At 72.0% G+C, this 20482-nt stretch carries 18 protein-coding genes; 8 read left to right on the top strand and 10 right to left on the bottom strand.

Features of this window, described 5'->3' with window-relative positions:
* Nucleotides 1–15 precede the first annotated feature (15 nt).
* From GA0070619_RS01815 to hutH, 4 genes are read left to right on the top strand one after another with little or no spacing between them, the layout of a single operon-like run.
* Nucleotides 16–1218 carry an allantoate amidohydrolase gene (locus tag GA0070619_RS01815; protein ID WP_088946443.1) on the top strand — a complete coding sequence of 401 codons (1203 nt, stop codon included), beginning with the start codon at nt 16–18 and terminating at the stop codon, nt 1216–1218.
* The gene (locus GA0070619_RS01810) at nt 1209–2576 is read left to right on the top strand and encodes a formimidoylglutamate deiminase (RefSeq protein WP_088946442.1); all 1368 of its coding nucleotides are present in this window, start codon (nt 1209–1211) and stop codon (nt 2574–2576) included. Before GA0070619_RS01815 ends, GA0070619_RS01810 begins: the two co-directional genes overlap by 10 nt.
* Entirely contained in the window at nt 2573–3769 is a 1197-nt protein-coding gene (gene hutI, locus GA0070619_RS01805) for an imidazolonepropionase (RefSeq protein ID WP_088946441.1), read from the top strand. Before GA0070619_RS01810 ends, hutI begins: the two co-directional genes overlap by 4 nt.
* Complete coding sequence (gene hutH, locus GA0070619_RS01800; RefSeq protein WP_088946440.1) at nt 3766–5304, top strand: histidine ammonia-lyase; 1539 nt, start codon at nt 3766–3768, stop codon at nt 5302–5304. Before hutI ends, hutH begins: the two co-directional genes overlap by 4 nt.
* A gap of 95 nt (nt 5305–5399) precedes the next feature.
* On the opposite strand, the gene rdgB is transcribed toward hutH, so the two are convergent.
* From rdgB to GA0070619_RS01755, 9 genes are all read right to left on the bottom strand, one after another.
* Nucleotides 5400–6017: an RdgB/HAM1 family non-canonical purine NTP pyrophosphatase gene (gene rdgB, locus GA0070619_RS01795; RefSeq protein WP_088946439.1), complete on the bottom strand. Its 618-nt coding sequence runs from the start codon at nt 6015–6017 to the stop codon at nt 5400–5402.
* A gap of 52 nt (nt 6018–6069) precedes the next feature.
* The gene (rph, locus tag GA0070619_RS01790; RefSeq protein ID WP_088946438.1) at nt 6070–6795 is read right to left on the bottom strand and encodes a ribonuclease PH; all 726 of its coding nucleotides are present in this window, start codon (nt 6793–6795) and stop codon (nt 6070–6072) included.
* 66 nt (nt 6796–6861) lie between these two features.
* Entirely contained in the window at nt 6862–7605 is a 744-nt protein-coding gene (locus tag GA0070619_RS01785) for an MBL fold metallo-hydrolase (RefSeq protein WP_088946437.1), read from the bottom strand.
* A gap of 224 nt (nt 7606–7829) precedes the next feature.
* Nucleotides 7830–8795, bottom strand: a complete 966-nt coding sequence (locus GA0070619_RS01780; protein ID WP_088946436.1) for a PLP-dependent cysteine synthase family protein — start codon at nt 8793–8795, stop codon at nt 7830–7832.
* A gap of 11 nt (nt 8796–8806) precedes the next feature.
* On the bottom strand, nt 8807–9199 hold the full coding sequence (locus GA0070619_RS01775) for a MoaD family protein (protein ID WP_088946435.1): 393 nt from the start codon (nt 9197–9199) through the stop codon (nt 8807–8809).
* A gap of 65 nt (nt 9200–9264) precedes the next feature.
* The gene (locus tag GA0070619_RS01770; protein WP_088951494.1) at nt 9265–9753 is read right to left on the bottom strand and encodes a M67 family metallopeptidase; all 489 of its coding nucleotides are present in this window, start codon (nt 9751–9753) and stop codon (nt 9265–9267) included.
* Between the two features lie 52 nt (nt 9754–9805).
* Nucleotides 9806–10306 (bottom strand): DUF2017 domain-containing protein, encoded by a 501-nt coding sequence (locus tag GA0070619_RS01765; RefSeq protein ID WP_088946434.1) that lies wholly within the window; start codon nt 10304–10306, stop codon nt 9806–9808.
* Nucleotides 10303–10593: an ATP-dependent Clp protease adapter ClpS gene (gene clpS, locus GA0070619_RS01760; protein WP_088946433.1), complete on the bottom strand. Its 291-nt coding sequence runs from the start codon at nt 10591–10593 to the stop codon at nt 10303–10305. Before clpS ends, GA0070619_RS01765 begins: the two co-directional genes overlap by 4 nt.
* Before the next feature lie 148 nt (nt 10594–10741).
* Entirely contained in the window at nt 10742–12292 is a 1551-nt protein-coding gene (locus tag GA0070619_RS01755) for a P-loop NTPase family protein (protein WP_088946432.1), read from the bottom strand.
* Nucleotides 12293–12487: 195 nt separating this feature from the next.
* Between GA0070619_RS01755 and GA0070619_RS01750 the strand changes: the two genes are divergently transcribed.
* From GA0070619_RS01750 to GA0070619_RS01735, 4 genes are read left to right on the top strand one after another with little or no spacing between them, the layout of a single operon-like run.
* Nucleotides 12488–15166, top strand: a complete 2679-nt coding sequence (locus GA0070619_RS01750) for a LuxR C-terminal-related transcriptional regulator (protein WP_088946431.1) — start codon at nt 12488–12490, stop codon at nt 15164–15166.
* 16 nt (nt 15167–15182) lie between these two features.
* On the top strand, nt 15183–16469 hold the full coding sequence (locus tag GA0070619_RS01745; protein WP_088946430.1) for a nicotinate phosphoribosyltransferase: 1287 nt from the start codon (nt 15183–15185) through the stop codon (nt 16467–16469).
* A 49-nt stretch (nt 16470–16518) separates the two neighbouring features.
* On the top strand, nt 16519–17100 hold the full coding sequence (locus GA0070619_RS01740; protein ID WP_088946429.1) for an isochorismatase family protein: 582 nt from the start codon (nt 16519–16521) through the stop codon (nt 17098–17100).
* A gap of 40 nt (nt 17101–17140) precedes the next feature.
* The gene (locus GA0070619_RS01735) at nt 17141–18391 is read left to right on the top strand and encodes an MFS transporter (RefSeq protein WP_088946428.1); all 1251 of its coding nucleotides are present in this window, start codon (nt 17141–17143) and stop codon (nt 18389–18391) included.
* A 313-nt stretch (nt 18392–18704) separates the two neighbouring features.
* Here GA0070619_RS01735 and ctaD read toward each other — a convergent pair whose 3' ends face one another.
* Complete coding sequence (gene ctaD / locus GA0070619_RS01730; protein WP_088946427.1) at nt 18705–20465, bottom strand: aa3-type cytochrome oxidase subunit I; 1761 nt, start codon at nt 20463–20465, stop codon at nt 18705–18707.
* Between the last annotated feature and the right edge of the window lie 17 nt (nt 20466–20482).

The raw sequence follows: 20482 nt of genomic DNA, 5'->3' as shown, positions 1-20482 counted from the left end.
AACAGCAGAGGTGCCATGAGCGACGACCTTGCTGCCCGGTTCCGGGAGTTGTGGGACGAGATCGCGCCGGTCGGGCGGGACACCGACAGCGGCGGCTACCTGCGGTACGCCTTGACCGCCCCGGAGATCGAGCTGCGCGGCTGGTTCCGCGCACAGGCTGAGCAACGTGCCATGCCGGTCACCGAGGACGGCAACGGCAACCTCTTCGCCCACTGGGGTGACCCGGAGGGCGAGGATGCCGTGCTCACCGGCAGCCACTTCGACTCGGTGCCGCACGGCGGGGCGTACGACGGGCCGCTCGGCATCGTCAGCGCGTTCCTCGCCGTGGACGAGCTGCGCGCCGCCGGGGTGACCCCGGACCGGCCGCTGGTGCTGGCGGCGTTCGTGGAGGAGGAGGGTGCGCGCTTCGGCGTACCGTGCCTGGGGTCGCGGCTGCTCACCGGGGCGCTGCCGCCAGAGCGCGCGGCCGGCCTGCGCGACGCGGCCGGGGTGAGTTTCGCCGAGGCGCTCGGCGACAAACCGGCGGGCGCCCGCCCGGAGTTGCTGGGCCGGTTCGGCGCCTTCGTGGAGTTGCACGTCGAGCAGGGCCGCGCGCTCGTCGACACCGACGCGCCGGTCGCGGTGGCCAGCGCGATCTGGCCGCACGGCCGGTGGCGCTTCGACGTCGACGGCGAGGGCAACCACGCGGGCACCACCCGGATGGCCGACCGCCGCGACCCGATGCTGACGTACGCGTTCACGGTGCTGGCGGCCAACAAGGAGGCCCGGCTGCGCGGCGCGCACGCAACAGTGGGTCGGGTCTCCGTCGAACCCAACGCCACCAACGCCATCCCGTCGCGGGTGACCGGTTGGCTGGACGCCCGGGCCGCCGACCCGGAGACCCTCGCCGGTCTGGTGGAGGCGGTGCGCGGCAAGCTCGCCGAGCGGGCGCGGCGCGACGGTACGGCGGTGACAGTCACCGAGGAGTCGGCGACCCCGCTGGTCGCCTTCGACGGCGGGCTGGCGCAACGGCTGGCCGCGCTGCTCGACGCGCCGGTGCTGCCCACCGGTGCGGGGCACGACGCCGGTGTGCTCGCCGGGCACCTGCCCACCGCGATGCTCTTCGTGCGCAACCCGACCGGGGTGTCGCACTCCCCCGCCGAGGCGGCCACCGACGACGACTGTGCCGCCGGGGTCCGGGCGCTGGCCCGGGTGTTGAAGGAGCTGACATGCCTGTGACACCGACCCGCTGGCTCGCCGAGTACGCCTGGCTGCCCGAGCACGCCGAACCCACGCCCGACGTGCTGATCGAGGTCGAGGACGGCCGGATCAGCGCAGTGACGCCACTGACGCCCGAGAGTCAGCCACCGGCCGGGGTCGAGGTGCACGCCGACGCGGTGCCGCTGCCCGGCCTGACCCTGCCCGGCCTGTCCAACGTGCACTCACACGCCTTCCACCGAGCGCTGCGCGGACGCACCCACGGGGGTCGGGGCGACTTCTGGACCTGGCGGGACCAGATGTACGCGGTGGCGGACCGCCTGGACCCCGACACCTACCTCGCCCTGGCCCGTGCGGTCTACGCCGAGATGGCGCTCGCCGGGATCACCTGTGTGGGCGAGTTCCACTACCTGCACCACCGGCCCGACGGCGGCGCCTACGACGACCCGAACGAGATGGGCGCGGCGCTGGTCGAGGCCGCCGCGCACGCCGGGATCCGATTGACCCTGCTGGACACCTGCTACCTGACCTCCAGCGTGGACGGTCAGGCGCTCGCCGGGCCACAGCGGCGGTTCGGCGACGGCGACGCGGCCCGCTGGGCGCAACGGGCATCGGCGTTCCAACCGACGGACTCCCACGTCCGGGTCGGCGCGGCCGTGCACTCGGTGCGGGCGGTCCCGGCCGACCAGCTCCGCACGGTCGCCGACTGGGCCCGGGAACGGCGAGCACCTCTGCACGTGCACCTCTCCGAGCAGCCCGCCGAGAACGACGAGTGCCGGGCCGTGCACGGGCGTACGCCCACCGCACTGCTCGCCGAGCACGGTGTGCTCGGGCCGGACACCACCGCCGTGCACGCCACCCATCCGACCAGCGCCGACCTGACGCTGCTCGGCGACAGCCGGACCGGGGTGTGCCTCTGCCCGACCACCGAGCGGGACCTCGCCGACGGCATCGGCCCGGCCCGCCTGATGGCCGACGCGGGGATCCGGCTGAGCCTGGGCAGCGACAGTCACGCGGTGGTCGACCTGTTCGAGGAGGCCCGGGCGGTGGAGCTGGACGAGCGCCTGCGGACCCGCCGACGCGGCCACTTCGCGCCCGTCGACCTGCTGACGGCCGCCACGTCCGCCGGGCACGCCGCGCTGGGCTGGGCCGACGCCGGGAGGATCGCCGTCGGCGCCCGCGCCGACCTGGTGACGGTACGGCTGGACACCGCCCGCACCGCCGGAGTGCCGCCGGTGGGTGTGTTCTTCGCGGCCTCCGCGGCAGACGTCGAACAGGTCGTCGTCGACGGTCGGGTGGTGGTGGCCGAAGGCCGGCACCTGAGCGTGGACGTGCCGGCCGAGCTGTCGGCGTCGATCGAGGCGGTCACGCCTTCATGAGCAGCATGCTGGTCGACAACATCGGGGAGCTGGTCACCAACGGTGCCGGTGAGGGCCCGCTGGGCATTCGCCGGGACGCGGCAGTGCTGGTCGAGGAGGGCCGGGTGGTCTGGGTCGGGCCGTCCGCGTACGCGCCGGCGGCTGACCGGCGACTCGACGCCGGCGGGGCGGCCGTGCTGCCCGGCTTCGTGGACAGCCACGCCCACCTGGTCTTCGCCGGGGATCGCGCCGCCGAGTTCGCCGCCCGGATGGCCGGTGAGCCCTACACCGGCGGCGGCATCCGGACCACTGTCGGAGCGACCCGGGCCGCCACCGACGACGAGCTGCGGGCCACCGTGCGCCGGCTGCGCGGGGAGGCGCTGCGCCAGGGCACCACGACCATGGAGATCAAGAGTGGGTACGGGCTGACCGTCGCCGACGAGGCCCGCTCACTGCGGATCGCCGCCGAGTTCACCGAGGACACCACCTATCTCGGCGCGCACGTGGTCCCCGCCGAGTACGCCGACCGCCCGGACGACTACGTGGGGCTGGTCTGCGGGCCGATGCTGGCCGCCGCCGCGCCGCACGCCAAGTGGATCGACGTGTTCTGCGAGCGGGGTGCCTTCGACGTGGACCACGCCCGGGCGATCCTGGCCTGCGGGCAGGCCGTCGGGCTCGGTGTGCGGGTGCACGCCAACCAGCTCGGCCCCGGACCGGGCGTGCAGCTCGGCGTGGAGCTGGGCGCGGCCAGCGTGGACCACTGCACCTACCTGTCCGACGCCGATGTCGACGCGCTCGCGTCCTCCCTGGTCGACTGCATGTGCCATGAGGGTCCGCACACCAGCACCGTCGCGACCCTGCTTCCCGGCGCGGAGTTCTCCACCCGCTCGCCGTACCCGGACGCCCGCCGGCTGCTCGACGCCGGTGTCACGGTGGCGCTGGCGACGGACTGCAACCCCGGCTCCTCGTACACCTCGTCGATGGCGTTCTGTGTGGCCCTGGCGGTCCGCGAGATGCGGATGACCCCGGCGGAGGCGGTCTGGGCCGCGACCGCCGGTGGCGCGCGGGCGCTGCGCCGCGACGACATCGGTGTCCTCACCCCCGGCGCACGGGCCGACCTCGTGGTCCTGGACGCGCCGTCCTACCTGCACCTGGCCTACCGGCCCGGTGTCCCCTTGATCCGCCAGGTAATGCGCAACGGAGTAACGCCATGACGACCGTGACCATCCAACCCACCGGAATCTCCGCCGACGACGTTCTCGCGGTGGCCCGCGGCAGCGCCACGATCGTCCTCGACCCGGCAACCATCGACGCGATGGCGACCAGTCGGGCCATCGTGGACGGCATCGAGTCGTCCGGCCGTCCCGTCTACGGGGTCTCCACCGGGTTCGGGGCGCTGGCCAACACCTTCATCGCCCCCGAGCGACGGGCTGAGCTGCAACACGCGCTGATCCGGTCGCACGCCGCCGGGGTGGGTGCCCCGATGCCGCGCGAGGTGGTCCGGGCCATGATGCTGCTGCGGGTCCGGTCGCTCGCCCTCGGCCGCTCCGGGGTCCGGCCGCTGGTCGCCGAGGCCCTGATCGACCTGCTCAACCACGACATCACCCCGTGGGTGCCGGAGCACGGCTCGCTGGGCGCCTCCGGTGACCTGGCGCCGCTGGCGCACTGCGCGCTGGTGCTGCTCGGTGAGGGCTGGGTCCTCGGCCCGGCCGGCGAGCGGCAGGACGCGGCCGACGCGCTGACCGCCGCCGGGCTCAAGCCGATCGAGCTGGCCGCCAAGGAGGGGCTGGCGCTGATCAACGGCACCGACGGCATGCTCGGCATGCTGCTGCTGGCCATCCACGACGCGGCGCACCTGTTCGCCATGGCCGACGTGACGGCCGCGCTGGCCATCGAGGCGATGCTCGGCTCCGAGCGACCGTTCCTGCCCGAGCTGCACGCCATCCGGCCGCACCCCGGCCAGGCCGCGTCGGCGGCGAACATCCACCGGCTGTTGCAGGACTCCCGGGTGATGGACTCGCACCGCGACGACCTGGCGCACGCCGTGCAGGACGCGTACTCGATGCGGTGTGCCCCGCAGGTGGCCGGCGCGGCCCGCGACACCCTGGACTTCGTCCGCACGGTCGCGGGTCGGGAGCTGGTGTCCGTTGTGGACAACCCGGTGGTGCTGCCGGACGGGCGGGTCGAGTCGACAGGTAACTTCCACGGCGCGCCGCTCGGCTTCGCCGCGGACTTCCTGGCCATCGCCGCGGCCGAGGTGGGCGCGATCGCCGAGCGTCGGGTGGACCGGCTGCTCGACGTCACCCGTTCCCGGGAACTGCCGGCGTTCCTCTCCCCCGACGCAGGGGTCAACTCCGGGCTGATGATCGCCCAGTACACGGCGGCAGGGATCGTCGCCGAGAACCGTCGACTGGCCGCCCCCGCCTCGGTGGACTCCCTGCCCACCAGCGGCATGCAGGAGGACCACGTCTCGATGGGCTGGGCCGCGGCCAAGAAGCTGCGCACCGTGCTGGACAATCTCACCAGCCTGCTCGCGGTGGAGCTGCTGGCCGGCGTACGCGGTCTGCAACTGCGCGCCCCGCTGGAGCCGTCAGCGGCCGGGCGGGCGGCCGTCGCGGCGCTCGGCCCGGCGGCCGGCGAGCCCGGCCCGGACGTGTTCCTCGCCCCGGTGATGGAGGCGGCCCGCGCCGTTGTCGCCGGGCGGGAGTTGCGCGCCGCCATCGAACGGGAGGTCGGCCCGCTGGGCTGACCTCCGCCGGGTCGCTGTCGTCCGCCGCGGGTCAGGCGGCGGACGGCAGCACCTGGTGCGCCCCTCAGGCGGCGGGCGGCAGGACCTCGCGCCCGTCAGTTGGCGGGCGGCAGGACCTTGGCGATCAGCTTGGCCAGCTCGCGCAGCGCCTTGCCGCGGTGGCTGATGGCGTCCTTCTCCGCAGGGGTCAGCTCGGCGTTGGTCCGGTCCTGTCCGTCGCCCAGGAAGATCGGGTCGTAGCCGAACCCACCATCGCCGCGCGGGGCACGCAGCACCCGCCCGGACTGCCGGCCGTCGACGAGATGCTCCTTGCCGCCGGGCAGCACCAACGCCACGGTGCAGACGAACGACGCCGCCCGCTGCTCGTCGGGCACGTCGCCGATCTGGTCCAGCACCAGCTGAAGGTTGGCCTGGTCGTCGCCGTGTCGGCCGGACCAGCGGGCGCTGAACACCCCCGGCATCCCGTTGAGCGCGTCGACCGCGAGGCCGGAGTCGTCGGCGATCGTCGGGAGCCCGGTCTGCCGGCACCCCTCCCGCGCCTTGATCAGCGCGTTCTCGCCGAAGGTAAGACCGGTCTCCGGCAGCTCCGCGTACTGCTCGACGTCGTCCAGCCCGAGCAGGGCGATCCGGTGCGCGCCGAGCGCGCCGTCCAGGATCCGCTGAAGCTCCACCAGCTTCTTGCGGTTACGGGTGGCGAGCAGGACCTTGTTCATGCTGAGACACCTTTGTTCGCGACTGCGGGGCTCGCAAGCTCACTCCTCACGCTCACCCGAGTGCCTTCCGCTGGGCTTCGGCCAACTCGGCGCAGCCGGCGACGGCCAGGTCGAGCAGGGCGTCGAGCTGGTCGCGGGCGAACACGCCCGCCTCACCGGTGCCCTGCACCTCGACGAAGTCGCCCGCGCCGGTGCACACCACGTTCATGTCCACCTCGGCGGCGACGTCCTCCTCGTAACAGAGGTCGAGCCGCGCCTCGCCGGCGATGATGCCCACGCTGACCGCGGCCACCGACCGGTGCATCACCTTCTCCGGCTTACCCGCCAACGACTTCCGGGCGGCGAGCCAGCCCACCGCGTCGTGCAGCGCGACGTACGCGCCGGTGATCGCCGCCGTGCGGGTGCCACCGTCGGCTTGGAGCACGTCGCAGTCCAGCACGATCGAGTTCTCGCCGAGAGCCTTGAGGTCGATGCTGGCCCGCAGGCTGCGGCCGATCAGCCGGGAGATCTCGTGGGTGCGACCACCGACCCGGCCCTTGACGCTCTCCCGGTCGGAGCGGGTGTTGGTGGCCCGCGGCAGCATCGCGTACTCGGCGGTGACCCAGCCGAGCCCGGAGCCCTTGCGCCAGCGGGGCACCCCCTCGGTGACGCTCGCCGTGCAGAGCACCCGGGTGCCGCCGAACTCGACGAGCACCGAGCCCTCCGGATGGGTGCTCCAGCCTCGGGTCAGGGTCACCGGTCGGAGTTGAGAGGGCCCTCGCCCGTCAGGTCGCGCCATACCTGCACCCTATGCGGTGCGACGGTCCACCTCCGTCGGGGTGTCCCGCCGGCAAGGCGCGGGAGGTCAGACGTCGTAACTCGCGCCGGGCCGGACCACGTCGATCGGTCCGGTGTACGCGGCGGCGGCCGACTCCAACGTGTGCGCCTCGCTGCCCCAGGCCGCGACCAGGTGGGTGAGCAGCAGCCGACCCACCGCGGCTTTGGTCGCCGTCTCGCCGGCCTCCCGGCCGGTCAGGTGCAGATCCGGTGGGTTGTCCACCCCGTCGAGATAGCTGGCCTCGCAGAGGAAGACGTCGGCGTTCTGGGCCAGCCGCAGCAACGCGTCGCAGGACGCCGTGTCCGACGAGTAGCACAGGGACCGACCGTCGTGCTCCAGCCGCACCCCGTACGTCTCCACGGGGTGGTTGACCCGGTCGACGGTGACAGTGAACGGGCCGATCGGGAAGGTGCCCGGCTGAAGGGCGTAGAACTGGTACACGTCCTCCACGGTGCCCTCGTCGCCGTAGGCGGCACTGAGCCGGTCCGGTGCGCCGGAGGGCGCGTACACCGGAAGCGCCGGGTAGGGGCCGTCCGGGGCGTACCGGCGGACCACCACGTACGTCACGGCGTCGAGGATGTGGTCACAGTGCAGGTGGGTCAGCAGGATCGCGTCCGGGGCGTGCAGCCCTGCGTATCGCTGGAGGCTGGACAGCGACCCGGAGCCGAAGTCGACCAGGAGCCGGAAACCGTCGGCCTCGACGAGGTAGGCCGAGCACGGTGACTCCGGGCCGGGAAAGCTGCCGGCGCAGCCGAGGACGGTCAGTCGCATCGAGTTGTCTCGCTGTTACTGTCAGTAGCATCCGTGGCGGCCGTCGCCCCAGCCATGATCTCTACCGACGCGTGCGTCACGCTGCGCAGCCTACGCCGGGGTGCCCGGCAGCAAGAATGATCCAACCGAAGTTGTCACGAACGTGACACCTGCTCACGGTGCCGTGGACAAGGCACGGGCCGCCGACACAGATCGGCGGCCCGTGCCCGGGAAGACCACGTCGGTCAGGCCCAGAGCTGCCCCTCCAGGGCGTCCTCGGCATCCGACAGCGTGCCCCCGTACGCGCCGGTGGACAGGTACTTCCATCCGCCGTCGCAGACCACGAAAGCCACGTCGGCGCGCCGGCCGTCGCGGACCGCCTCGTGCGCCACCGCGAGCGCGGCATGCAGGATGGCCCCGGTGGAGAACCCGGCGAAGATGCCCTCGACCTCCACGAGCTGCCGGGTACGCAGCACCGCGTCCCGGGTGCCGACCGAGAACCGCCGGGAGAGCACCGAGGCGTCGTACAGCTCCGGCACGTACCCCTCGTCGATGTTGCGCAGGCCGTAGACCAGCTCGCCGTACCTCGGCTCGGCGGCCACGACCTGAATGCCGTCGACCTTCTCCCGCAGGTAGCGCCCGGTGCCCATCAGCGTGCCGGTGGTGCCCAGCCCAGCCACGAAGTGCGTGATGGTGGGCAGGTCGTGCAGCAGCTCCGGCCCGGTCGTCTCGTAGTGCGCCCGAGCGTTGGCCTCATTGCCGTACTGGTAGAGCATCACCCAGTCGGGGTGCTCGGCGGCGATCTGCTTGGCGGTGGCGACCGCCTGGTTGGAACCACCCGCCGCCGGCGAGAAAATGATCTCGGCGCCGTACATCCGGAGCAGTTGGACCCGCTCCGTGGAGACGTTCTCGGGCATCACGCAGACCAGTCGGTAACCGCGCAGCTTGGCCACCATCGCCAACGAGATGCCGGTGTTGCCACTGGTCGGTTCGAGGATGGTGTCACCGGTGCGGAGCCGTCCGGCCTCCTCCGCCGCACGGACCATGAACAGCGCCGCGCGATCCTTGATGCTGCCGGTCGGGTTCCGATCCTCCAGCTTGGCCCAGAGCCGCACCGGCGGCGCCCCGTCGGGCACCGTCGGCGAGAGCCGGGGCAGGCCGACGAGCGGCGTACCCCCGCAGGCGTCCAGCAGACTGTCGTACCGCGCCATGGCGGACGACCTCAGCGAGCCGCGACGGCGCTGCGCTGGCTGATCGCCGCAGCGGCGGCGCCGTGCGAGCTGATCGCCGCAGCCGCGGCGCTGTGCGAGCTGATCGCCGCAGCCGCGGCGAAGCCGAACGCGCCGCCGGCCACGGCCGGCAGGATGGTCACACTGTCGCCGTCGGAGAGCTTGGCGTCCAGCGCACCGAGGAAGCGGACGTCCTCGTCGTTGACGTAGACGTTGACGAAGCGGTGCAACGTGCCGGTCTCGGTGATCAGGCGGCCGCGCAGACCGCCGTGGCGGGAGTCCAGGTCGGTGAGCAGATCGGCGAGGGTGTCGCCGCTGCCGTCGACGACCTTGGCGCCGCCGGTGTAGCTGCGCAGGATGGTGGGGATGCGAACCTCAATGGCCATGATGTCGAGCTCCTCGATCGGGTGTGCCTACGGTGACGGGACGAACGGGTGCGGGCGCTGACGGGTCAGCGGTCGGAACACTCGTAGTCGACCGTCGCCGGGCTCTGCCCGAACATGTAGGACTGGACCGCATGCGGGTCGACGCCCGCCTCCACGACCTGGACCGGCTCCTCGGCCACCACACCGTCGACGATCCGGAAGGACCGGATCTCCTCCGAGTCGGGCTCACGGGTCGAGACGAGCAGGTAGTGCGCGCCCGGCTCGCCTGCGAAGGAGACATCCGTCCGTGACGGGTATGCCTCGGTGGCGGTGTGCGAGTGGTAGATGATCACGGGCTCCTCGTCCCGGTCGTCCATCTCCCGCCACACCCGCAGGTGCTCCATCGAGTCGAACTCGTAGAAGGTCATCGACCGCGCGGCATTGTCCATCGGGATGTGCCGGGTGGGGGTGTCGCTGCCGACGGGACCAGCGACGACGCCGCACGCCTCGTCGGGGTGGTCCCGCCGCGCGTGGGCGACGATCGCGTCGATGATCGACCGGTCGATGCTCAGCACGAGCACCAGCCTAACGCCTGATGAGCACGGGCCGAAGTGGTGCCGGTCACGCTTAGTCGATCAAGGCGTTGAGCAGCGACTCCTGCAAATATCCGAGGTACGCGTAGACCGACAGTTGGAACACCCTGCTGGAGGCCGGATCCTCGGCGACCGCGTCGTCCAGCTCTTCGCCCAGGTCCGTACCGTCCTTGATCTCCAGCCGGACGCCCATCGCGAGCCGGGCGTCGTTCAACGCCCGCAGCCACGCCTCGGCCGCCTCGGCGTCCAGCCGCACCTCACCGCCGGCCTCGTCGGGAAGCGCGGCGAGGATCGCCCCGGCCTGATCGATCTTCGCGGTCTTCAGGTCGCCCTCGGTGTAGCGGCGGAACTCGGCGGTGCCTGGGGCGTCCTTGGGATAGACCGCCGGGAAGAGCCGACCGACGACCGGGTCGGTGTGGTCGAAGCCATCGGTCAGCAGGCCGACCACCTCGGAGGCGACCTTGCGCAACACCCGCACCTCGTCGACGGCGAAGGTGGCGACATAGCGGCCGGACTGGCGACGGAACATGCTCATGATCTGTCCACCGTCGCCCACAGCCCGTACGCGTGCAGCTGCGACGCGTCGTGCTCCATCCGCTCCCGGGCACCGGTGGAGACCACGGCCCGGCCCTTGTGGTGCACGTCCAGCATCAGCTGCTCGGCCCTCTCCCGGCTGTAGCCGAAAAGCTTCTGGAAGACCCAGGTCACGTACGTCATCAGATTGACCGGGTCGTCCCACACGATCGTCACCCACTGCCGGTCGGACGCCGGCACCTCGTCAGTGTCCGGCGTCTCGACCGGTGCAACCTGCGGAGCCGCCATGCCCCCCATCGTGCCACCGGTTTCCCGGAACCGAGGAACCGGAACGCCGGCCCGGCGTGGATCGCCCACCCCGGGCACCCCTGACTCGCCCCGAACGCCGTCGGGCGCGCGGTGCGAGGCGGACCCCAACCGAGGGGTCGCCACGCCGTCAGGCGAGCAGGATGCCGTGATCGACTGCATCGGAGAGCACCGCGCCCAGCGAGAGGCGGATCACCTCGAACCGTCGGGAGATCTCCCGGGACAAACCCAGCTCGACCTCCCGCACCGCCCGCTGGGACCAGGCCCGCGCCGCGCTGTGGTCGTTGTTGCCGGGCGTACGCCACTGCTGCCAGCAACCGCCGGAGAGCGCCACGGCGACCGGCGGGAGCACCTCGGAACGGGCCGCCGCCGGGTAGCTGGACAGGGCGTCGATCGCCTCCGGGCCGGTCAGCCCGGCGACCCCGGCTGTGCTGGTGATCAGCAGCACCTTGTCCAGGTCCTGGCCGGGCCGGTCGTCGACCAGGCCGTACTGCACGGCGGTGGCGATCCGCCGGTGCACGCCCTCGGTCGGCGGCGCGCCGAGCACCCGGCTCGCGGCGTCGGTGATGATGCCGCGCACGGCCTGGTCGCACTGCGCCGTGGCCAACAACGACAACGCCGCCATCTCCCGGTCGAGCAGATCCGGCAGACCGGCGCAGCCGACCCCGAACACGATCTCCTGGACCGCCCGCAGGTGGATGTTCGCCAGCTCCAGGGCGAGGTGCTGGCGGATCCGCTGGGAGCACGAGCGGGTCTGCCGGTCGAGCCGCTCGGACCAGTCGCCGGGGTCGGCGGCCACCGCGATCCGGTCGTGCTGACCCGGCAGCACCGGCGGGTTGACACTGGCCCGTTGCAGTCCTTCCCGCGACGACCAACCCACCAGGGCCCGCCGCAGATCGGCGGCGGAGTCGGCGTCGTCGACCGGGAACCACCGCGCGCCGGCCAGCGCCGGCACCGCCGCCAGCAGCGCCGCCCGGTGTGCCGCGACGGTCACCGCAGCCGCGGTGGCCTCCGTCGCTCCGCTCCCGGCTGGCGGGACGGACGCCCCCGCGTCCTCCGTAGTCGCCGCGCCGTCCGCCAGCGGGGCCCAGCCCGCCGCGCCGGGGGTGACCGCGAAGACAACCTCCACCGAGGTCGGGGCGACCTCGGCGAGCAGGTTCAGCTCCGTGGCGGTGAACGCCTGGTCGGCGGCGATCACGAAGAGCAGCGCACCGGCACGGCCCACCGCTTCGAGCAGCACCCGGTTGCCGGCCACGCCGAGCGTGGCGGTGTCCGGAACGTCGATCAGGGTGAAGTGCCGCAGCAGCGGCTCGGGCACGCTCAGCTCGACCCGCCGGGGCGGACGGGCCAACGCCGGACCGGCGGCGTCCCGGTCCGCGCCGTACGAGTGCGGTTGACGGTAACCGGGCACGAACGCCGCCCGGGTGGGCACCTTGGCGTTGCGCACCACCAACCAGCTGCCCGCCGGCACGGTGAGCATCACCGGGTCGAGCTTGAGCAGAGTGGCGAGCACGGCGCGCCGCTCGGCACCGGCCGGGCCGACGGCGACCACGCCGAGCGGCTCCTCCGGTGCGGGACCGGTGACGCCGACCCGCGTGGGCAGCGGGCCGCAACTGGGCAGGTCGGTCGGGCCGGTCATGTCGTCCGGCGAATCGACCGAGGGGAGAGGGCCCTGCTTCATCAGGTGCCTCCCGTTGCAGGTGACCGGTTGCCCGGTCGCGTGAACATTCCAGTGGAGCAACCCCGGATGTCGAAGACTACGGGCGAGCCGACGACCGGGCGGAACACCTCCGATACTCACCGGTAATTGTGCCGCTACTCAACTTCGTTCGGTGACGGTGCGGGCGCGCACGGAATTCATCGATATGCTGCCCGGATGAGTCGATGGGAGTTCGTCGGCCGAACAGATGAGCTCAACCGCCTGCTCGCGGCGGTGACCGGTGAGGCCGGCCGGGGGCTCTTCTTCAGCGGCAGCGCTGGCATCGGCAAGAGCCGGTTGCTGCGTGAGGGCGTGAACGCGTTGCCCACCGACCGGTTCGCGATCTGGTCCATCGCGGCCAGTGCCACCACGGCCGCGCTGCCGTTCGGCGGGCTGGTGCAGGTGCTCCCCGCCGAGCAACCCCAGGGCCTCTCCCCCGCCGGCATCCTGCGCTGGGCGCTCAACCTGCTGCAACAGCAGGCGGCCGGCCGACGCATCGTGCTCGCCATCGACGACGCCCACCTTCTCGATCCGCCCTCGGCGGCGCTGGTGCACCTCGTCGCCCGCGCGGAGAACGCCACAGTGCTCGGCACCCTGCGCGACGGCGAGCAGATCCCGCTGCCGATCCGTGCACTCTGGACCGACGATCTGGTCGAGCACGTCGAGCTGACCCCGATGCCACCGGAGGAGACCGCAGGCCTGCTGGCGGCCATCCTGGAGGGCCCGGTCGACGCCGGCTCCGCCGACCGGCTCGGCCAGCTGTCGGCCGGCAACCCGCTGCTGCTGCGCGAGCTGGTGCACGCCGCCACCGGCAGCGCGGAGCTGAAGCGCACCTACGGCATCTGGAAGTGGACCGGCCGACTGGAGCTGGCACCGAGCCTGACCGACCTGATCGACACCCGGGTCGGCAAGCTCACCGACGGCGTCCGCGCGGTCGTCGAGCTGGTGGCGTTCGGCGAACCACTCGGTCTGCACCTGCTCAAGCAGGCCGCCGACCAGGCAGACGTGGAGACCGCCGAGGAACGCGGTCTGATCAGCGTGATCCAGCACGACCGGCGGACCAACGTCCGGCTGGCCCACCCGCTCTACGGCGAGGTGATGCGCCGCCGCTGCCCGGTCAGCCGCACCCGCCGCCTTCAGGCGCACCTCGCGGAGCTGCTGGAGCAGGTCGGCAAGCGCCGACGCGACGACCTGCTGCGGGTGGCGGTCTGGCGACTCGACTCGGGCACCGCACAGGACCCGGCCATGCTGCTCGATGCCGCGGTGCAGGCCTTCACCCGCTACGACGTGCCGCTGGCCACCCGCCTGGCGCGCGCCGCGCTCAACGCCGACGGCGGCTCCGACGCGGCAGAGCTGCTGGCCACCATCCTGATGTTCGCCGACCGGCCGGAGGAGGCGATCGGCGTCCTCGACGCGGTGCCACCCGAGCCCGGCGACGAACGACGACTCTGCCGCTGGCTGACAGTGCGCGGGATGGTGAGCTACTGGGGGTTGAGCCGCCAGTCCACGGTGGATGAGCTCGCCAGCCGGGTCAAGCAGCTCGGTGACTCCGCGGACCAGTCCCGGGTGCACGCCTTCGAGGCGATCATGCGCCTGCACGGGCTCGACACGACGAAGGCGGTGCGGCTCAGCCAACGCGTACTGGACCGGCCGGCGGCCGGCGTCGCCGCCCGCGAGCTGGCCCGATCCACCATCGCGTACGTCCAGGCCGCACAGGGCCAGCTCAACCGCAGCGGTACGGCGATCGCCCAGGTGCACTCCGCCGCAGGCAGTTGGCGCACCGACATGCCGTACCTGCAGTTGGCACTGGAACTGGCCCGGGGCACCAGGCTCATGCTCACCGGTGACCTGGCCGGGATCGACGCGATCGTCGCCGACGAGTTCGCCGACCTCGCCGGTGCCGGCGACTTCCGGCTCGGCACCGGCTACCTGGCCATCCTCCAGGCGTACGCGGCCCGGATGCGTGGGCAGAGCGACGCGGCCATGCGGACCTCCCTGGGTGCCTGCGCGGTGCTGGCCACCAGCCGGGTCTACGCCGGTCTGGCCCAGGCCGAGCGCGCCCAGTCGGCGGCCCTGCGTGGCGACTCGGCGCAGGCCACCGCGGCGATGGCCGAAGCGGACCGCACCCATGCGCCGGGCATGGCGGTGCTCTACCCGTGGCTTGAGCAGGCCCGGGGCGCGGCGCTCGCCGCATCGGGCGACCTGCCGGGCGCGGTCAAGCACCTCGACGACCTGGTCGACCGCCTGCGATCGGATGGTTTCGCCGGGCACGAGGTGCACGTCCTGCACGATCTGGTGCGGCTGGACCAGGCGGGCATGCCGGTCGGTCCCACCTGCTCCGACGGTGGCCGCCGCACCGTCGCGCAGCGCCTCGCCGAGCTGTCCGAACGGGTCGACGGGGCGCTTCCGCCGCTGCTGGCCCGGCACGCCCACGCGGCGGTGACCGACTCCGCCACGGATCTGCTCGCGGTCGCCGACGACTATGCCGCGTTGGAGCTGACCGTGTTCGCGGCGGAGGCCACCTCCCAGGCCGTTCAGCGGTTGCGCCGGCAGCACTCGCCCGCGGCCAACGATGCCCGCGAGCGCCTGGCCGGGCTGCTCGGGCGTTGTGATCTGATCCGCACACCGGCACTGCAGGCGGGCGCGCCGGTGCTCACCGAGCGGGAGTGGCAGGTGGCGCGCCTCGCCGCGCACGGCGCACCCAGCAGGGCCATCGCTGAGCGGCTCTACCTCTCGGCCCGCACCGTGGAGAACCACCTTCAGCGCATCTACGCCAAGCTCGGCGTGACCGGTCGCGCCGAGCTGTGGGCCGCGCTGCGCTCGATCCCGGGCCACGACGGCGGCGACGCGGGCTGAACCTTAGGCTGGGGCGGTGAGCACCCACCGCCCCGCGCTGCTGACCGACCACTACGAGCTGACGATGGTCAGCGCGGCACTGAAGGACGGCACCGCCGACCGCCGGTGTGTCTTCGAGGTGTTCAGTCGCCGGCTGCCGAGTGGCCGCCGCTACGGCGTGGTCGCCGGCACCGCCCGGCTCATCGAGCTGATCCGCGACTTCCGGTTCGACCCCACCGAGGTCGACTTCCTGCTGCGGACCGGGGTGGTCGACGACGCGGCCGCGGCCTGGCTCACCGACTACCGCTTCACCGGCGACATCGACGGGTACGCCGAGGGTGAGCTGTTCTTTCCGGGCTCGCCGATCCTCACCGTCTCCGGCGGCTTCGCCGAGTGCGTGGTGCTGGAGACGGTGGCGCTCTCCGTGCTCAACCACGACTGCGCCGTGGCGGCAGCGGCGGCGCGGATGGTGACCGCGGCGCGGGGCCGGGCGCTGATCGAGATGGGGTCGCGTAGGGCACACGAGGAGGCGGCTGTGGCCGCGGCGCGGGCCGCGTACCTGGCCGGGTTCCGGTTCACCTCCAACCTCGCCGCCGGTGAGCGCTACGGCATCCCGACGGCGGGCACGGCTGCGCACGCGTTCACCCTGCTGCACGACGACGAGCGGGCGGCGTTCGCCTCGCAGGTCGCCACGCTGGGCAAGGACACCACGCTGCTGGTCGACACGTACGACATCAGCCAGGGCATCCGCAACGCGATCGCGGTGGCCGGCCCGGAGCTGCGGGCGGTACGGATCGACTCGGGTGACCTGGCGGTGATCGCCCAGCAGTCCCGGGAGCTGCTCGACTCGCTGGGCGCCACCGAAACCAAGATCATTGTTTCCGGTGACCTCGACGAGTACTCGATCGCCGCGCTGGCCGCCGAACCGGTGGACATGTACGGCGCCGGCACGGCCGTGGTCACCGGCTCCGGTGCGCCGACCGCCGGGCTGGTCTACAAGCTCGTCGAGGTCGAGGGACGCCCGGTGGTGAAGCGCTCCGAGCACAAGGCCACCATCGGCGGCCGGAAGGTCGCGGTCCGCCGCCACAAGCCGACCGGCACCGCCACCGAGGAGATCATCGTCCCGCAGGGTGTGCCGGACCGGAAGCCCAACGACCGGATGCTCCAGCGCTCGTACGTGGTGGGGGGCGAGCCGGTCTCGCTACCCTCTCTCGACGAGTCACGGGAGCACCTGCGCGAGTGCCTGATCTCCATCCCGTGGGAGGGGCTGAAGCTCTCGGCCGGCGACCCGGCGGTGCCGGTCACCGTCGTACCCTCCGACTGACCTCGACCCAGATCGCCCGCGCAGGCCGGATCACGAGAGGAACCCCCGAATGGCCAACGCTCTGATCATCGTGGACGTGCAGAACGACTTCTGCGAGGGCGGCTCACTGGCCGTCGCGGGCGGCGCGGGGGTGGCCTCGGGCATCTCCCGGCTGCTGGCCTCCGAGCCGGACCGGTGGTCCCACGTGGTCGCCACCAAGGACTACCACGTCGACCCGGGTGCGCACTTCGGCGATCCGCCGGACTTCGTGGAGTCCTGGCCCCGGCACTGTGTGGTCGGCACCAGCGGCTCCGAGTTCCACCCCGAGCTGGACACCGGCCGGGTCGAGGCGATCTTCCACAAGGGTGAGCACGCGGCGGCGTACTCCGGTTTCGAGGGGCACGCCGACGACGGCGAGTGCCTGGCCGACTGGCTGCGCCGGCACGACGTCGATCAGGTCGACGTTGTCGGCATCGCGACCGACCACTGCGTCCGGGCGACCGCGCTGGACGCCGCCCGGGAGGGCTTCGCCACCACCGTGCTGCTCGAGTTGACCGCCGCCGTCGCTCCGGCGACCACCGACGTGGCGCTGCGCGCGATGGACGGTGCCGGGGTGACCCTGCACGGCGAGCCTGTGATCAGGGCCGCATGAGGGCGTAATTGGTTGGCCATCGGGCCGCCTCCGGTCGAGGATGTCGCCGGAGGTACGGACCCACGTGAACATGAAGCCTTACCGGCAAGCGCTCGCCCTGCCCGGCCTGCGGTCGCTGCTGCTGGTCGCCGTCCTTGCCCGCATCCCGCTCACCGCGACCGGGGTGACGCTGACCTTCCACGTGGTGTTCGATCTTGATCGCGGTTACGGGGCCGCCGGTCTGGTGGGCGCGGCCGTCACCGTGGGCGCGGCGATCGGTGGGCCGCTGCTCGGCCGACTGGTGGACCGTCGCGGCCTGCGCCCGGTCCTGGTGGTCACCGGCACCGCCGAGGCGATCTTCTGGTCCACCGCGCCCACGCTGCCGTACCCCCTGCTGCTGCCGGCCGCCTTCGTGGCCGGCTCCCTGGCCCTGCCCATCTTCTCCGTGGTCCGTCAGTCCATCGCCGCGCTGGTCCCGGAGGCGCAGCGCCGCCCGGCGTACGCGCTGGACTCCATGTCGGTCGAGCTGTCCTTCATGATCGGGCCGGCGCTTGCGGTGGCCCTGGTCACCGCGATCTCCGCGCAGACCACCATGTACCTGGTCGGCGGCGGCATCGTCGCCGCCGGGATCGCCCTGTGGGTGGTCAACCCACCGATCCGGGGAGCCGCCGAGCCCAGCGGCCCACCGCGGCGGGTGCCTCGCCGGGAGTGGCTGACCCCCCGACTGCTCGCCGTGCTGGCGCTCAGCGCCGCCGCGACCCTGGTGCTCGGCGGCACCGACGTGGCGGTGGTCGCCGTGCTGCGCGCCAGCGGCGAGGTCGGCTGGACCGGCGCGGTGCTGGCCATCTGGGCGGTCGCCTCGCTGTTCGGCGGGTTCGCCTACGGAGCCGTGAACCGCTCGTTCTCCCCGTTGGCGCTGACCGCCGCACTCGCCCTGTGCACCATCCCGGTCGGGCTGGGCGGTGCGCACTGGTGGCTGCTGTGCCTGGCGCTGATCCCGGCCGGCGCGCTCTGCGCGCCGACCATCGCGGCCGGCTCCGACGCGGTCAGCCGCCTGGTCCCAGCCGAGGTACGCGGTGAGGCGATGGGCCTGCACGGGTCGGCGGTCACCGTCGGCATCGCGATCGGCGCGCCGCTCGCCGGCGCGGTGATCGATGCCAGCTCGCCACTCTGGGGCTTCGTGGTCACCGGAGCGCTCGGCGCGCTGGTCACCCTCGTGGTACTCCCGATCGAGCTACGCCGCCGCCGCACCGCTGACGCGGCCAACCCCGCGCAGCCCGTCGAGGCCGACCTCGCCCCCACCGCCCGCTGACGGCTGCACCCACACCGCGGCCGCAGCGGTGAGCTGCGCCCGATCAACTGCCACTGGCGGACCGCTGGTGGCACCCATGCTGCTGCCCGCTATACCTCTGAGTCATAAATATGCCCCAGAGGTATAGCGCTCTTCAGCACCTGCGGGGGCCTGGAGATGCCCGCTGCCAAAACGGCCCGATCAGCCAGGCCAGGCCGGACACGCCAGGTACGACCAGGCAGGCCAGGTCTGGGCAGGCCTGTTCGGACATGGCGACGGGCGCCGCTCCCGGTGGTCCCGGGGGGCGGCGCCCGTCGTACAGCTGGGTTGAGCGTCAGTGCCGGTCGATGTCGCTGCCGGTGTCCTCGCGGTAGCTGGCACCGCCGTCCGACTCACTGGTGAGCGGCTTGGAGCCGCCCTCCGGCGGGCCGGCCAGGCTCTGGCCGCCAGCGGCCAGTTCCGGGAACTTCTCGTCGAACGCCGGCCGCTCGGAACGGATGCGGGGCATCCGGTCGAAGTTGCGCAGCGGCGGCGGGCTGCTGGTCGCCCACTCCAGCGAGTTGCCGTGACCCCAGGGGTCGTTCACCTCGACCACCGGGCCGGTCTTGTACGACTTCCAGCAGTTGTAGATGAAGGGCAGCGTGGAGATACCGGTGATGAACGCACCGATCGTGGAGATCATGTTCAGCGTGGTGAAGCCGTCGCTGGGCAGGTAGTCGGCGTACCGACGGGGCATGCCCTCGTTGCCGAGCCAGTGCTGCACCAGGAACGTGGTGTGGAAGCCGATCATGGTGAGCCAGAAGTGAATCTTGCCCAGCCGCTCGTCGAGCATCCGGCCGAACATCTTCGGGAACCAGAAGTAGATGCCGGCGAACACCGCGAACACGATCGTGCCGAAGAGCACGTAGTGGAAGTGCGCCACCACGAAGTACGAGTCCGACACGTGGAAGTCGATCGGCGGGCTGGCCAGCAGCACACCGGTGAGACCACCGAAGAGGAAGGTGACCAGGAAGCCGACCGCCCAGAGCATGGGCGTCTCGAAGCTGATCTGGCCCCGCCACATGGTGCCGATCCAGTTGAAGAACTTCATACCGGTCGGCACGGCGATCAGGTAGCTCAGGAAGCTGAAGAACGGCAGCAGCACCTGACCGGTGGCGAACATGTGGTGCGCCCAGACGCTCATCGAGAGCGCGGCGATCGCGACGGTCGCGGCGACCAGACCCTTGTAGCCGAAGATCGGCTTGCGGGAGAAGACCGGGATGACCTCGCTGATGATGCCGAAGAACGGCAGCGCGACGATGTAGACCTCGGGGTGGCCGAAGAACCAGAACAGGTGCTGCCAGAGCATCGGCCCGCCGGTTGCGGGGTCGTACACGTGGGCGCCGAGGATGCGGTCCGCGGCGAGCGCGAACAGCGCAGCGGCCAGCAGCGGGAAGACCAGGATCACCAGGAGGCTGGTGACCAGGATGTTCCACGTGAAGATCGGCATCCGGAACATGGTCATGCCGGGCGCGCGCAGGGTCAGGACCGTGGTGATCATGTTCACCGCGCCGAGGATGGTGCCCAGGCCGGAGATGGCCAGACCCATGACCCACATGTTGGCCCCGACGCCGGGCGAGTGCTCGACGCTGCTCAGCGGCGCGTACGCGAACCAGCCGAAGTCAGCGGCACCACCCGGGGTGATGAAACCGGCCGTCGCCATCGTGCCGCCGAACAGGAACAGCCAGTAGGCGAAGCTGTTGAGTCGGGGGAAGGAGACGTCGGGTGCGCCGATCTGGATCGGCACGATGTAGTTCGCGAACGCGAACACGATCGGCGTCGCGAAGAACAGCAACATGATCGTGCCGTGCATCGTGAAGAGCTGGTTGTACTGCTCGGGCGACAGGAACTGCAGCCCGGGTCGGGCCAGCTCAGCCCGCATGATCAGGGCCATCAGGCCGCCGATCATGAAGAACGCGAACGCGGTGACCATATACATGATCCCGATTTGCTTCGCGTCCGTGGTTCGCAGCAGCCGCGCGATGGCCGACCCCTTGACCGGCTCCCGGACCGGCCAGGGCCGGGTCACGACCGGCTTGGGTGCGACGGTGGTCACGAGTGGCCTCCGGTTCT

This window comes from Micromonospora zamorensis (assembly GCF_900090275.1).
In the GTDB taxonomy this organism is placed as follows: Bacteria; Actinomycetota; Actinomycetes; order Mycobacteriales; family Micromonosporaceae; genus Micromonospora; species Micromonospora zamorensis.
Note: the sequence above shows the minus strand (reverse complement) of the source record. Positions and strands in the feature narration are given on the sequence as shown.

Excerpts from the sequence above, each read along its gene's own strand:
- GA0070619_RS01755 (WP_088946432.1), bottom strand. The coding sequence starts at position 12,292 with ATGAAGCAGGGCCCTCTCCCCTCGGTCGATTCGCCGGACGACATGACC.
- GA0070619_RS01815 (WP_088946443.1), top strand. The coding sequence starts at position 16 with ATGAGCGACGACCTTGCTGCCCGGTTCCGGGAGTTGTGGGACGAGATC.
- rdgB (WP_088946439.1), bottom strand. The coding sequence starts at position 6,017 with ATGAACAAGGTCCTGCTCGCCACCCGTAACCGCAAGAAGCTGGTGGAG.
- GA0070619_RS01780 (WP_088946436.1), bottom strand. The coding sequence starts at position 8,795 with ATGGCGCGGTACGACAGTCTGCTGGACGCCTGCGGGGGTACGCCGCTC.
- GA0070619_RS01765 (WP_088946434.1), bottom strand. The coding sequence starts at position 10,306 with ATGAGCATGTTCCGTCGCCAGTCCGGCCGCTATGTCGCCACCTTCGCC.
- clpS (WP_088946433.1), bottom strand. The coding sequence starts at position 10,593 with ATGGCGGCTCCGCAGGTTGCACCGGTCGAGACGCCGGACACTGACGAG.
- rph (WP_088946438.1), bottom strand. The coding sequence starts at position 6,795 with ATGGCGCGACCTGACGGGCGAGGGCCCTCTCAACTCCGACCGGTGACC.
- hutH (WP_088946440.1), top strand. The coding sequence starts at position 3,766 with ATGACGACCGTGACCATCCAACCCACCGGAATCTCCGCCGACGACGTT.
- GA0070619_RS01785 (WP_088946437.1), bottom strand. The coding sequence starts at position 7,605 with ATGCGACTGACCGTCCTCGGCTGCGCCGGCAGCTTTCCCGGCCCGGAG.
- GA0070619_RS01740 (WP_088946429.1), top strand. The coding sequence starts at position 16,519 with ATGGCCAACGCTCTGATCATCGTGGACGTGCAGAACGACTTCTGCGAG.
- GA0070619_RS01750 (WP_088946431.1), top strand. The coding sequence starts at position 12,488 with ATGAGTCGATGGGAGTTCGTCGGCCGAACAGATGAGCTCAACCGCCTG.
- GA0070619_RS01735 (WP_088946428.1), top strand. The coding sequence starts at position 17,141 with ATGTCGCCGGAGGTACGGACCCACGTGAACATGAAGCCTTACCGGCAA.
- GA0070619_RS01810 (WP_088946442.1), top strand. The coding sequence starts at position 1,209 with ATGCCTGTGACACCGACCCGCTGGCTCGCCGAGTACGCCTGGCTGCCC.
- GA0070619_RS01775 (WP_088946435.1), bottom strand. The coding sequence starts at position 9,199 with ATGGCCATTGAGGTTCGCATCCCCACCATCCTGCGCAGCTACACCGGC.
- hutI (WP_088946441.1), top strand. The coding sequence starts at position 2,573 with ATGAGCAGCATGCTGGTCGACAACATCGGGGAGCTGGTCACCAACGGT.